Below are 14,267 nucleotides of genomic sequence, written 5' to 3'. Positions count from 1 at the left end.
ATATTATTTGTTTTCTTCTCCTGAGATTGTTAAGTCTCCTACATAAACTGATGGAGAACCGACACCAGAGATATCAAATTTAATATCTGATGCAACCCCTTTAACATTCTTTAATAATTCAAACCAGTTACCACTTAAGACAACCATCTTCACGGCATGATCAAGTTTACCATTTTTAATGTAAACCCCTCCGGCTTGAAGCGAGAAATCACCTGATGTTGAGTTTACACCAGCGTGTAAACCAACAAGGTCAGTAACATAGAATCCTGATTCGATTGAAGAAATCATTTCATCAAATGATTGTTCTCCTGGTTCTAAGTATAATCCAGCAGCTCCGATACCGCTTGAGAATCCATTACCAGTTGGTTCTTCTTTAAAGATTGATGCAGTTTTTAAATTATGCATAAATCCAGTAAAGACACCACCATCAATAACTTTACGAACTTTAGTTGCAACCCCTTCATCATCAAAGGCATTTTGGAATGGAGCATTTTCATTTAATCCATCATCCCATAGATTAAAGATGTCTGCAGCAATTTTTTCTCCAACTTTATCTTTTAATGCAGTTGTTTGTCTATATGCTGCTTCACCAGAGAATAATCCTGAGAATACTTGTAACATATCGCCAAAGCGTTTAGGTGAGAATACTGTTGGGTATTTACCAGTTTTAAGTGGTTGACCACCTAATTTAGACATACCGTTTGCAATTGTTGCTTCCGCATCTTTTTGGGCATCAAACTCATCAAAGCTTTTCGCTAACTTAATTTCATATCCTGTCTTGATGTCACCATCTTTTTCAAAGATACCATAAGCCATTGAGTATGCAAAGTTATGTTTCTTAGCAAGATTTAACCCCTTAGAGTTTACAATTCTTGTTTCCCCAAAACTTTCAGAATAAGATGCTGCTTCAACTTGTTTTACATATTCACAAGCTAGTACAGCTTTTTCAAAGTCAACTAAGTATTTAACTTTGTCTTCAACAGGAATGCTGTCAAAATCAAAATCGTTTTCTTTAACAACTGCATATTCAGGTGAACCTTCAAAAATAATTGCTGGTTCTTTAACTGTTAATGCTTTTGCATTTAAAATTAATCGGTTAAATAATCTTTCAATTGATTCATCAGTTAAGTTTTCAGTTGAAGCTGAAACTAATTTTTCATCATAAATACCTTTGATTTTTACTGAAGTTACATCTGAATTTGTTAATGATTCAACTTTTCCTTGATAAACTTCAATTGATAATGATTTGTTACGAACTGAATAGATTTCAATATCGCTAAATCCTTTTTTAAGTCCTAATTCTATCCATTTAGCAAACATTAGCGCTTACCTCCTTGACCACCAACAAGCATACTTGTAACACGGATTGTAGGTTGTCCTACATCTGTTGGAATTGATCCACTACCAGCACCACACATACCTTGTCCATATGATTTGTTGTTTGCCACTCTATCAATCTTCATGATAGTTTCAGCACCGTGACCAATTAACATTGCACCACGAACTGGTTTTGTAATTTTACCATCTTCAATCATATAACCTTCCATAACTGCAAAGTTATATTCACCTGTTGCTGGATTTACTGTTCCACCACCAAGTTTTTTAGCAAATAGACCGTATTTAGTATCTTTAATGATATCTTCCCAGTTGTCTTTTCCATTAGCAATATATGTTGTATTCATACGTGCTGTTGGTGCAAATTTATAGCTCTGACGACGGCCAGATCCAGTTGAAGAATACCCCATACGTTTACCATTTCTAACATCTGATAAGTAACCTTTTAAAATACCATTTTCGATTAATAAGTTCTTTTGTGTCTTATTACCTTCATCATCATAAGTTGAGCGTCCCCATTGGTTTTCTTCATCACCGTCATCATATGCTGTAACAACATCCGATGCAACTTTTTGACCAAGTTTACCAGCAAATGGGCTTAAACCTTTTGAAACAGCTGATGTTTCAAGTGGGTGTCCAACTGCTTCGTGGAAGATAACGCCACCAAATCCGTTATGAATTACAACAGGTAATTCTTGTGGTTCCATATTATCTGCATATAGTAGTGTCATTACGCTTTCTGCAACTTCATTAGCTAATGCTTTTAAATCTAATTCATCAAAGATTTCAAAGCCCATGTTACGTCCTGGACCTTCATAAGCTTCTTGCATTAATTCTCCATCTTGAGCAACTGCATAAAGAATGACTCTTGAATAAGTTCTTTCATCATCTTGGTATAAACCATTTGAGTTAGTGATTAAAACCTTTTGATTCCATTCAACAAGTGAAGTCATCGCTTGTACGATTTTTGAATCATGACTCTTAATTAAGTTTGATAACTCAATTAATTTTGCACTCTTTTCTGCTGGAGTAACATCCTCATGACGAATTTTAATGTTATTTACATAAGGTTTTGCATCACCTAATGGTTTTGCTACACCTTTTTCTCCTGTAAATGATCCTCTTAAGTTAAGCATTAATTTTTCAATTGATGCATAAGTTACTTCATTAGAATAACCATACACCTCATCAATACCCTTTAATAATCTAACGCCGACACCATGTACATTACCGTTTGATGCACTAATTACTTCGCCGTTCATGACGCGGATATTCCCTGATACTGTATCTTCGATAAAGATTTCAGAAAAATCTGCGCCAGTTTCTAAGCCTAGTTGTAATAAACTTTGTAGTTCTTGTTTGCTAAGCATTTATTTCTCCCTCCTGTTTGTCATATTGTAATTTGTAAAGATTGTAGTAGATTCCCTTTTGCTTTAATAATTCTTGGTGAGAACCCATTTCTTTTACTTCGCCTTTACTCATTACGAGTATTTTATCACTATGTTGGATTGTTGACAATCTATGCGCAACAATTAACATTGTTGAAATGTTCATCATCTTATTTAAAGAATCTTGAATAATTGCTTCTGTTTCAGAATCAATGTTTGCGGTTGCTTCATCTAAAATCATTAAACTTGGCTGATAAACAACAGCTCTTGCAAAAGAAATTAATTGACGTTCACCACTTGAGAAGTTGTTTCCACGTTCTCTTACCACATGATCTAATCCATCTGGCAATTTATTTAAAACATAATCTAAACCTACATACTCACTTGCTGCTTTAATATCACTATCTGTAATAGATTCATCACCTAAGGTAATATTTTCTTTGATCGTTCCACTAAATAAGAAGACATCTTGTAACATTTGTCCAACAAAACTTCTTAAACTACTACGTTTAATTTTCTTAATATCTATACCATCAATTAAGATTTCACCTTTTTGGATATCATAGTTTCTAACAATTAATTGTAAGATTGTTGTCTTCCCGCTTCCTGTAGAACCTACAAAAGCTACGGTTTCATTTGGTAAAACTTTAAATGAAACGCCTTTCAACACCCATTCATCTGGAACATAACTGAACCAAACATCTTTAAATTCAATTTCACCTTTAAATTCAGTTAGTTCAATTGCATCTGGACTATCAACAATATCCGGTTTTGTATCAAGTACATCAAAGATCTTTTCTGCACTCGCAAATCCACTTTGTAAGTTGTTGAATTGGTCTGCAATTTGTTGAACTGGTTCATATAATTGACCAACATAAATATAGAATGAGAAAAAGAAACCGATTGTTAATGTTCCTGCAAATACAGCCTGCACTCCGAAATAGACTGATAGGATACTTGCGATCATGGCACTTGCCCAAATCACTGGACGATAGACACCAAAGATAATAATTTCTTTTAAGTATGATTTTCTTAAATCATCATTAATCTTTTTGAATTCTTTTCTCTTCTTTTCTTCTTGGTTAAAGACTTGTGTAATCTTCATACCACTTAAGTTTTCTGATAAGAATGCATTCACATTACTTACATTATCTCTTGTTTTTCGATAGGCTTTTCTACTATATTTTCTAAAGAATAATGTTGCAATAACAATAAGCGGCACTGAAACCAAAGCGATTAAAGCCATTTGCCAATTAATTAAAAACATAATAACAAGAATGATGAGCATTGACATAATATTTTTGACTAAGTTAACAATCGTATTTGTAAACATATCAGAAATATTTGCTGGGTCATTATTCGCTCGAGTAACCAATTTACCAACAGGTAATTGATTAATTTGTCCAATGGATAACTGTTCAATATGTTCAAACACTTGTGTGCGCATCAAGTGTGTAACATCTTGACCAATATCTTGTAGAATCATTTGTTGGAAGTAACTAATTGTAATTGTCACCACAATCAATATAAAGATACCTATAATACCAATATTTAATAATTTTAATCTTTCAGATAATTCAAGTGAAGTATCCGCCATATAATCAATTGCTAACCCTGAGATTAAGGGTAAAATCATACCCGCTAAAGTTGTTAAGATCATTAACAGGAATGACACAACAAACTTTCCACTATAGGGCTTTAAGTAGTTTAGTAAACGTGCGATTAAGTGTTTATCTTTTCTCGCTTCAACAGATTCATTAAAATCTTTCATCTTACTCTACCTCCCCAACTAAAGCTTCTAGTTCTTGGCGTTTAACCATTTCTTGATAAAGTGCATTTGTCTTTAATAGTTCTTTATGTGTACCAAATCCTGCAACTTGTCCTTCTTCAATTAATAAAATCTTATCTAATTTTTTTACTGTTGAAATTCTGTGAGCAATCATTAAAGTTGTTTTACCTTTTCTGATTTTTCTTAAGTTTGAAATGATCTTTTCTTCAGTTTTTGTATCAACAGCTGAAACTGAATCATCTAAAATAAGGAAGGTCGGATCTTTTGCTAATGCTCTAGCAATTGAAACTCTTTGTTTTTGTCCACCTGAAATTGTTGTTCCACGTTCTCCAAGCATTGTTTCATATTGATCTTGGAATCCTAAAACATTCTCATGCAGATCAGATAGCTGAGCAACTTCAATCATCTTTTCTTCACTCATCGGTTCATCGAATGCAAAACCAATATTATTTTTAATTGTATCTGAGAATAAGAAATTATCTTGCGGTACATAACCAATATGTTTTCTTAGTGCTTTGATACTTATATCATTAATATCATACTCACCAAACTTAATCATATTTTCTCTTGTATTATAAACTCTTAGTAATAACTCAACTAGCGTTGATTTACCACTACCTGTTTTACCTAAGATACCAACCATTTCACCTGGTTTAATCTCAAAACTCATATTTTTTAATATATAATCTTCACCATCTTCATATTTGAAAGATAGGTTAGTTACATTAATTGAACCATCTAATTGTACGTCAAGTAATGCATCCTCTTTTGACTTCACATCAACTTTGGCTTCTAAGAAGTTATTAATTCTTTTGGCTGATGCTTGCGCTTGTGCATTTACATTCATAAACCAAGAAATCGCAAATACAGGCCATAATAATGAGAAGAAATAAGAAATATACTCTGTTAATTCAGGACCACTTAAATCACCTACTGCGATTAAATAGGATCCAAATCCTAAGATTGATAAAATCACTAAATTAATCATTACATCAATTCCAATATTCACAATAATTGAATATCTAGTATGATTCATTGTCTTATCATATAATTCTTGAGATTTCTTTCTAAATGTTAAGGCATGAAACATCTCTTTCACATACGCTTTAACAACAGTAATACCTGTAAATGATTCTTGAGAAAAATCACTTAACGCTTCTTGAGCTTCTTGTCTAATTCTTGATTGTTTTTCCATCTTCTTATTAATGAAGAACATTAAAATCCCCATTAAGGCAATTGGAATAAACGCAATCGCTGTCATTTCAAATTGTAGTGAGAACATTCTAACTAAAACCATGCCACCTAATACTAAACCATCAATGACCATCAGTAATCCAAATCCATACATTTCTTTAACAACATTAATATCACTAATAAAGTATGTCATTAAACCACCAATTTTTTCTTTACTATAGAAGTCTTGCGATAAAGTTGTTGCATGATTAAACATAGCTTCTCTTACATCAGTTTCTACTCTTCTACCAGTACCTATTAAGAGGTAACGCCACAAGAATCTTCCAATTGTCATCGTTAAGACAATTAAAGATAGGTTAACTAAGTAAGGTACTACTTGTTCAATTGTTGTATATTCTCCTAGATCCACACCGTTTAAGATTACTTTAATAATTCTTGGTATTTCTAGAGACACATAGTCAACTAAAATTAATATTCCAATCCCTAATAACAAGGGGACGGCGTATTTAAGATAATATTTTCTAAAATGTTTTAATAAAATCATGTTCTCATCCTGTCACGAGCTATTCGCTCAAATCATTATATTATTATATTTCTAAGCTAATTATTCAACTACAATACTAACTGTTGTTCCATCCTCATCTTCAATGTTTACTAAATCACCTGAAGCACCTTCAGCAATCATTTCTAAGACAGAATCAATATCAATATTTAAATCGTCAAAGTCAACACTACCAAACTTACCGTTTTTAAGTAGCTTAGCAAATTCAATTGGGATATTTACTCTAACCTTTTCGCCATCTGCTCCATCAATTTTAATGCGTAGCATTCTAAATGGTGCTTTCTTTTCTTTCTTCACTTCGACTTCTTTTGGTTGTCCCAAAGCTTCTAACAAGCTAGATGCTTGTTCAGGTGTTATTGTACCATCTTTTAGTAATTCTAAAATTTTAATTCTTTCTTCTTTTAAGTTTTCCATGATATTTCTCCTATTATTCGTTATTTTTTACTTTTCTTCAATTTTTCGATAGCATTTTCTACACTGATGCTACCATTTTTGATCATTTCTAGAATGTCTAAGTTATTCACTTTTTCTTTAGATTGAACAACTTCTTCTTTCTCTTCTTCATCATCTAAGTTATAACCTAAAGCAACTACTGCTTCATCTAATAACTTTTTAACTGTAGGGTAACTTACATTCATTTCCTTTTCTACAGCTTTAATATTTCCTCTATTTTTAATAAATAGTTCAATAAAATATAATGTTTCTTTATTGATATAGTTGAACTTAGAGAAACTAAATTCACCTTTAATTTCTGTATGGCAATGATCACAAGCTAATCCTGTAATATGTAAATCCCCTTGGCAGATTGGACAAGTTGTAATCGCAACATTTAACTTTTTCATCAATTTTCTCCTTTAATATGTTTTTATTTTTATATTGGTATCTTCACTTTGGACTTCAATTGAAATCCCTTTTACTAACATCTTTCTAACTTCTTCATAATCATCTATTTGATTTTTAAATAGACGCATGATGCCGACCGGTACTGGTATCAAAAATAAGAAGTTAATCAAGTTAGTTACATGTTTATGATCTTGCAATTTGAACTTCAACTTAACAAAGGATGCTTTCTTTGGCTCTATATATGAATTTTGCGCACGATATTTTTTCAATTCTTTTTTATAGAGTTGTTCATACCCTTCATCAATTGAAAGTTCATGTTTATAAATTTTATTGAGAATTTTATTTTTCTTCATTTTTTTAATCTCGCAATTAATTTTTTTAATTTATGACTTAATTTTATTGATTGTTTTGTGATTTGTCAATTAAAATGATTAATTTTTTGATTAATTTTCCTTTTGGTTAACTTTTTTATAACATATTTGCCTAAAACGATAGTCCTTTCACTTTGAATATTCGTTAATAAAAGAGTATAATATTAAAGAAATGAGAGGTGCTTATGATGTCAAGATTAGTTGACCGTTTTATAAAGTATGTAAAGATTGATACACAATCAGATCACGAATCTACTACTTTCCCATCAACAATGAAACAAAAAGACTTATCTAACGTATTAGTTAATGAGTTAAAAGAAATGGGCTTAGATGCCTTTTTAGATAAAGATGGATATGTTTATTCAAAACTTCCTTCAAATATCGATAAGAAAGTTCCAGCAGTAGGATTTATTGCTCACGTGGATACATCACCAGATGCTCCAGGTGCCAACGTAAATCCAAGAATTATCAAAAACTATGATGGTTCACTGATTCAATTAAATGAAGAATATTCAATGTGGCCAGAAAAATACCCAGCTTTAAAACGTGTTATCGGTGAAGATATCATCGTTACAGATGGTAATACTTTACTTGGAGCAGATGATAAAGCAGGTGTTGCTGAAATCATGGAAATGGTTCACCGTTTAACTGAGAACCCAGACATTAAACATGGTGATATCTATATTTGCTTCACACCAGATGAAGAAATCGGACAAGGGGCAGATCGTTTTAATTACGATTGGTTCAAAGCTGATTTCGCCTATACTGCTGATGGTAGCGAAGTTGGTGGTATTGAATATGAAAACTTTAATGCTGCTGCAGCAAAACTTGTTTTCACAGGTAAATCAATTCACCCAGGTTCAGCTAAAAATAAATTAATCAACTCAATGCATTTAGCAATGGAGTTCCATTCAATGTTAAATCCACTACAAATTCCTGCCAACACAGAAGGTTATGAAGGTTTTAACCACTTAACTGATATTAAAGGTATTGTTGAAGAAACTGTAAGTAAATATATTATTAGAAACCATTCAATGGAATTATTTAAAAAACAACAAGAAGACTTCAAAAAGATTGCAGACTACATGAATGATAAGTATGGTTATGAAGCTGTTAAATTAACAATCAAAGAACAATACTTAAACATGTATGAAATTATTAAACAAAACATGCACATTATTGATTATGCAGTTGAAGCCACTAAGCGCGTAGGATTAAATCCACAGTTTGAAGCTATTCGTGGTGGTACAGATGGTGCAAGATTAACTTGGGGCGGACTTCCTTGTCCAAACTTAGGAACCGGTGCTTTCCACTTCCATGGTCGTTTAGAATTCGCAAGTATTAACCAAATGGAAACCGCTGTAAAAATCTATACTGAAATTGTTAAGTTAATTGCTGAATAAAAATAAAGGAAAGAATTTTTATCAATTCTTTCCTTTTTCTTTTATCTTTGTATATTTAACGCGAATTAAATCTCTACTAATTAACGTTTGTTTATCTAAGTACTTCTTCGTGTAATCATAATATGGTTTATTTTCTTTAACTTCTCCATCTTTAAAGTACATATCAATTAATTCATATGCATACTTTAGATTTCTTGGGCCATTAATTGTATATAAAAGGGGTGTTGTTTCATGTTTTTTTGTATCCCCAACATAAGTTACTGTATATTTATCTTTATCAATTAAATTAATATCTAAATTTAAATACACCTTAATATTTTGTCCATGTATCCACAGTTTACAAATCGTTCTATTCTTATACATATAACGCTCATTTTTAAAACTCTTAATCAGTTGAACATTAGGATAACTTAAGATATAGTTTTTTAAATCACTATATCTTTTTTGACTTTCTAAGGGTGCTTGAATGAGTCTAGCCATAAAACTATAGTTGTAAATGATTCCATCATTTGAAGTTTCTTCATCTTCGTCCATTAAACTTACTGCATTTTTAGCAGGGATAATTCCCATATAAGTTAAAAGTTTCATACCATCTGATTCATCTTCTTTAATCATATCGTGTTCTGTTAATTCTTTAATTTGTTCAAAGCTTAATAGTTTAACGGTTTGTTCAATAACTTCTTCATTTAAGTAATCTAAATAAATTACATGATTATATCCTAAAACTTTTTGGTCTTCTAAAAAATCATAAGTACCTATATTTTTATTTCTTTGTTTATTTCGTTTTAAAATAAACCAAATAGAAGTTAGAAAGAAAATCAATCCTAAGCCTATCAAAAGGAATGCATGATTTGGCAAATTATTATGTTTTTCCTCAGCTAATGCATCTTCATGATTTTGAAGAGTAATTCTTGGGATTTTACTTAACGCATCTACACCTAAATTATATTTTTCTTCTAACTCATCAACCGAACTTATTGGAAATATATTTATATATGTTTCATACATTAGATCTAATTTTTTATCATCAACTTCAGTATATAAATAATTATGTTTAAGTAATTGATAAATTTGATCAAACTTAATTAAATAATCATTATAAATAACTAGTTCATTTAATCTTAAAGTTACTTGTTCAATCAGTTGATTTAAATCAAGTTCATTTTCTACATTAATTAGTCCTTCATTAAATTGTTGTTCAATATCTAAAGTTAAGTTGGGTAGACTCATTTCATATGGTAATAATCTTTCATTTAACCAAAGTGTAGTATCTTTTTTCAAATTATCTAATGCAAACTTAAGAACAGCTTCTTTTAAATCATTTTCAAAACTTAATCGCTTTTCTTCGCTTAAGGCAATCATCTTTGTGAATCTCATCATCACTTCATTTTTCAATTCATCAAAGTCATAAGGATAGATACTTGTTAAAAGATCAAAGTCAGTTATGAGTTTTTCTAAATACGCTTTATAAATGGTATCAACTTTGTTTTCTATCGCTAATAATGATAAATCATAATTTCTATTTAGACTATCCAAAGAAAGAGATTCATTTAACATATTGATTAATCCATCTATAAAATTTGCTTCAAGCATTACTAAATCCAAATAGTTAGTTTCTACAAACACCATGAGTTCATTTGTAAATTTAACTTTCGTTTTTTCTAAAATATATGAATCAAACGTTTGAATAATTGATGTCATTAATGCTAAAAGTACATTTTCATTTTGATAATTAAAAGCGTTAATTTCATCTAAACTATTTAAAATAATCCCTTCCATCTCATCATCAAAACTATATTCTATAGATAATTCATCATAGATACACTCTTTAACTTTTCTAACTTCGCCTTGAATATAACTATCAATTTTATGAATTAAATCTTCTTTTACTTTATTTACTTCACTATAATTTATAGCTTCATTAAATAGTGTTTTTGATTCATCTAGCAAATTAATTAAAAAATCATCGATATAATTGGTCGCACCGATTAAGTAAGTATCTAATTCATTTAACGCATTTAATCTATATGGAACAATCATCACTTGATCAAGTTCTTGCATGATGAACTCTTTTAACACATGCATTGAAAGTTCATCATTATAATTCTTTGAATTAACTAACAGAATATCTCTATCAATAATTGATCTTGTTTCTTCATTATGATAATTTGGTTGGTATGCTAAAAGATTAGTTCTTAATTCATTTTTTGCTTCATTAATTTTTACAGATAGGTAATCATCAATATCTTTATTCGCTTCTTCATAGATTATGATTGCCTCTTCTATCACTTCATTATCATTTAGTTTTTTTTCATAAGCATTAACTATATTTTTAAGCACTTCATCAATTTTAGATACTTTAACTTCTAAATTATTATGCATTAAATTTATATAATACGTATTCACATTCTCTAAGTTTGCATCTGAAAGTATATTTTCAAACATAAATATTAATTTTTTAGCATCTTTAGGTAAGGTCTGAATTGCTTCAGTTTCTTTGATAATTGTTAATTGTTTTAGATAAATTGAGAATAATTTCTCTTCAAAATAGGCCTTATCGATTAAGTTAAAATCTGCTAATGATTTAACTGCATTTTGATACTCCATATAATATTTTGTTATCAAAGTAGCCTTTTCATCTGTTTGAAAGCTAAATATTAAAATATCACTTACATCGCTCAAACTTAATCCATCAATTTGAGCGTTTACATGAAGTATTTGTTCATCGTTTGATAATTTATAAGCTGGAATATATATATGATTAAATGCATCATTTTGATAAGTACCAAGCCCTTCAATCGTAAAATGAGTTGATTCAGGATATGCTAAATCATTTTCTTGATAAAAATAAATATATAAAGAGCCATCATATAATTGTTTAATTTGGTAATACTCAATATTTGGTGTTTTATCGCCTTCATAAGCGAACACACGAAAAGACAAGTTCAAAGAAATTGCCATTATAAATAAAAAAACATGAGCAATACGTTTATACATAAAATGTCACCTCAATTAAAATTATAATTTCAATACTTGTTGTCTGTTTTTAATGTATTGAAAGACATTCTCCACGTATTAAGATTTTTGAACTTTAAAAAAATATGTAATTTTATCAAAAAAATAACAATTTTGCGTGTAAAATAGGGGTAAAGGGGGAATGACAATGTATATTCCAAATAAAGATAGATATCAAAAGATGATCTATAGAAAACTCGGTCAAAGTGGCTTAAAGTTACCTGTATTATCTTTCGGTTTATGGCAAAACTTTGGAGAGCATAATGATTATGAAAAATGTAAAGAAATGATTCTTACTGCATTTGACAATGGTATTACGCACTTTGATTTAGCAAATAATTACGGCCCACCACCAGGTCATGCTGAAACCATCTTCGGCAAAATTCTAAAAGAGGAGTTAATGCCTTATCGTGATGAGTTAATCATTTCAACTAAAGCTGGATTTAAAATGCTTGAAGGACCTTATCAAGATGGCGGTTCAAGAAAATATTTAATTTCTTCTTTAGACCAGTCATTAAAACGCTTAGGTATTCCTTATGTTGACATCTTCTATCATCACCGTTTTGATAGTGAAACAAGTCTTTATGAAACAATGCTTGCTTTAAGAGATATCGTATTAAGCGGTAAAGCCTTATATGTTGGTTTATCTAACTATAATAGCGCACAATTAAGAGAGGCTCATAGAATTTTAAAAGAATTAAATGTTCCTTATGTGATTACACAACCAAGTTATTCCATGCTAAATCGTTGGATTGAACATGATCATCTACTTGAAACACAATATGCATTAGGTGGAGGAACTATTTGTTATTCCGCATTACAACAAGGTCTTTTATCTAATAAATATATTAATGATATTCCAGCAGATTCAAGAGCGAAAAATCCAGATTCATTATGGTTAAAAGAAAAAGATATCACAGAAACTTTACGTGAACGTCTAAAAAAATTAGATGTGATTGCCAAGGCACGTGGACAATCAATTGCTCAATTAGCTTTAGCTTGGGCAATTAGAAATCCAAAAATGACCTCTACTTTAATTTCAACTTCCAAAATTTCTCAATTAGAGGAAAACTTAAAGGTATTAGACCGCTTAGATTTTTCTGATGAGGAATTATTTGAAATAGAAAACATTTTAAAAGTTACGTAAAAAATAAAGTCCTAACCTTAAATCGGTTAGGACTTATTTTATTTTGTAAACTCTATATAGAAGTTAGATAATTTTTTATCAGCTCTAATTTTTAAATCATTTAAATTGTATATTTCATTTGCTTTGATAATTTTTAGTTGTGCGTGTTTATAATCTTTATGATTTAAAACTTCTAATTGATGTGTTGTAAAAATTAACCTGTCAAATAACAATTCTTTATCAATATCTTTTAAAACCATTGTTAATAAACTAGGATCAAATGAATCAAATAAATCATCATATATATAGATTGCGTTATGGCGATCTTGATAGATTGTCATGAGAAGTTTAATCATTATTCTTTCACTCTTACTTAATTCAGGGTAGTGGAAATGTTGTTCTTTTTGATGAATCATCATTTCTTTAATGACTAATTCAGAAGTTAAAATGCCATCAATTTTAAAAATTGTATTAAACGCATATACATAAACATACTCATGTTTACTTTCAATCATTTGTACTCTAACATAATCTAAAAACTCATCATACAAATGACGATTAAATAATTTTCTTAAATAATCAAAATTAACCGGTTCAAAATAAATTACATCATATTTAAACCCAATATTTTCTAATGACTTCATCACTTTTTTATAGTGCTTTTCATCAATTAAAGACAAATCATAAATGAGTTCATTTTCCTCTAATACAAAAATCTTATTCAATGCTTCACCAATTTCTTTAAAGAAGTTGATTTTTTTAGTTTCAAAATCTTTATCGAAAATAGATGCTAGGATTAATCTTGTTTTATCGAATCTCAAATCATATAAATAGGTTTCTAGACGTTGATAATCAAATACATCATACATTTGTTTAAGTGAATCCATAATTTTAATTTGTTGATTAGTTCTTTCAAAGATTGCATTTTTTTCATCTTTGTAAATCTCAACCAATACTTCTTCAACAACTTCTAGTCTTTCAATATTCAAAACAACTTTATATTCATAATTTTTTTTGGCAATTTGAAAATTGAAAATGTAAACTGGTTTTTCATTTTCATGTTTAAGCACTCGCATACTTTTTTTAAAAACCTTTGAAAAAGTATTAATAGCCTCTATAAATGTTGTTTTTCCTTCTTTTTCTTTACCTAAGATAGCGTAAACTTTTTCATCTGAGTCAATTTTTAATAAAAATTCCTTTTGAAGCCTTTTGTAGTGATTCACCGAAATTGATTTAAGCAT

11 protein-coding genes are annotated in these 14,267 nt (G+C 29.9%); 2 read left to right on the top strand and 9 right to left on the bottom strand.

Annotated elements, in window-relative coordinates; genetic code table 11:
- Window positions 1-3: 3 nt before the first annotated feature.
- From EXC59_RS00050 to EXC59_RS00020, 7 genes are read right to left on the bottom strand one after another with little or no spacing between them, the layout of a single operon-like run.
- Window positions 4-1,320: a TldD/PmbA family protein gene (locus tag EXC59_RS00050; RefSeq protein ID WP_035368826.1), complete on the bottom strand. Its 1,317-nt coding sequence runs from the start codon at window positions 1,318-1,320 to the stop codon at window positions 4-6.
- Window positions 1,320-2,705, bottom strand: a complete 1,386-nt coding sequence (locus tag EXC59_RS00045; RefSeq protein ID WP_035368825.1) for a TldD/PmbA family protein — start codon at window positions 2,703-2,705, stop codon at window positions 1,320-1,322. Before EXC59_RS00045 ends, EXC59_RS00050 begins: the two co-directional genes overlap by 1 nt.
- A complete protein-coding gene (locus EXC59_RS00040; protein ID WP_035368824.1) occupies window positions 2,698-4,494 on the bottom strand; it encodes an ABC transporter ATP-binding protein in 1,797 nt (598 codons plus the stop codon). Before EXC59_RS00040 ends, EXC59_RS00045 begins: the two co-directional genes overlap by 8 nt.
- 1 nt (window position 4,495) lies before the next feature.
- Window positions 4,496-6,250, bottom strand: coding sequence for an ABC transporter ATP-binding protein (locus EXC59_RS00035; RefSeq protein ID WP_035368823.1), 1,755 nt, complete (start codon window positions 6,248-6,250; stop codon window positions 4,496-4,498).
- Window positions 6,251-6,310: 60 nt separating this feature from the next.
- Complete coding sequence (locus tag EXC59_RS00030; protein WP_035368822.1) at window positions 6,311-6,682, bottom strand: SHOCT-like domain-containing protein; 372 nt, start codon at window positions 6,680-6,682, stop codon at window positions 6,311-6,313.
- A 20-nt stretch (window positions 6,683-6,702) separates the two neighbouring features.
- Entirely contained in the window at window positions 6,703-7,110 is a 408-nt protein-coding gene (locus EXC59_RS00025) for a DUF2089 domain-containing protein (RefSeq protein ID WP_035368821.1), read from the bottom strand.
- A gap of 12 nt (window positions 7,111-7,122) precedes the next feature.
- On the bottom strand, window positions 7,123-7,464 hold the full coding sequence (locus EXC59_RS00020; RefSeq protein WP_035368820.1) for a hypothetical protein: 342 nt from the start codon (window positions 7,462-7,464) through the stop codon (window positions 7,123-7,125).
- Between the two features lie 206 nt (window positions 7,465-7,670).
- On the opposite strand from EXC59_RS00020, the gene pepT reads away from it, so the two are divergent.
- Window positions 7,671-8,885: a peptidase T gene (gene pepT, locus EXC59_RS00015; protein WP_035368818.1), complete on the top strand. Its 1,215-nt coding sequence runs from the start codon at window positions 7,671-7,673 to the stop codon at window positions 8,883-8,885.
- A gap of 21 nt (window positions 8,886-8,906) precedes the next feature.
- Here the strand turns inward: pepT and EXC59_RS00010 are convergent, their stop codons facing one another.
- On the bottom strand, window positions 8,907-11,882 hold the full coding sequence (locus tag EXC59_RS00010) for a hypothetical protein (RefSeq protein WP_162163954.1): 2,976 nt from the start codon (window positions 11,880-11,882) through the stop codon (window positions 8,907-8,909).
- Window positions 11,883-12,048: 166 nt separating this feature from the next.
- Between EXC59_RS00010 and EXC59_RS00005 the strand changes: the two genes are divergently transcribed.
- Window positions 12,049-13,047 carry an aldo/keto reductase gene (locus EXC59_RS00005; RefSeq protein WP_232034464.1) on the top strand — a complete coding sequence of 333 codons (999 nt, stop codon included), beginning with the start codon at window positions 12,049-12,051 and terminating at the stop codon, window positions 13,045-13,047.
- Window positions 13,048-13,085: 38 nt separating this feature from the next.
- Here the strand turns inward: EXC59_RS00005 and EXC59_RS07040 are convergent.
- On the bottom strand, window positions 13,086-14,267 hold a 1,182-nt coding region (locus tag EXC59_RS07040; protein ID WP_035368815.1), incomplete at its 5' end, for a hypothetical protein.

This window comes from Acholeplasma hippikon, from assembly GCF_900660755.1.
GTDB lineage: Bacteria > Bacillota_I > Bacilli_A > Acholeplasmatales > Acholeplasmataceae > Acholeplasma > Acholeplasma hippikon.
The sequence above is the reverse complement of the archived record's forward strand: the minus strand, read 5'-3'. Positions and strand labels throughout refer to the sequence as shown.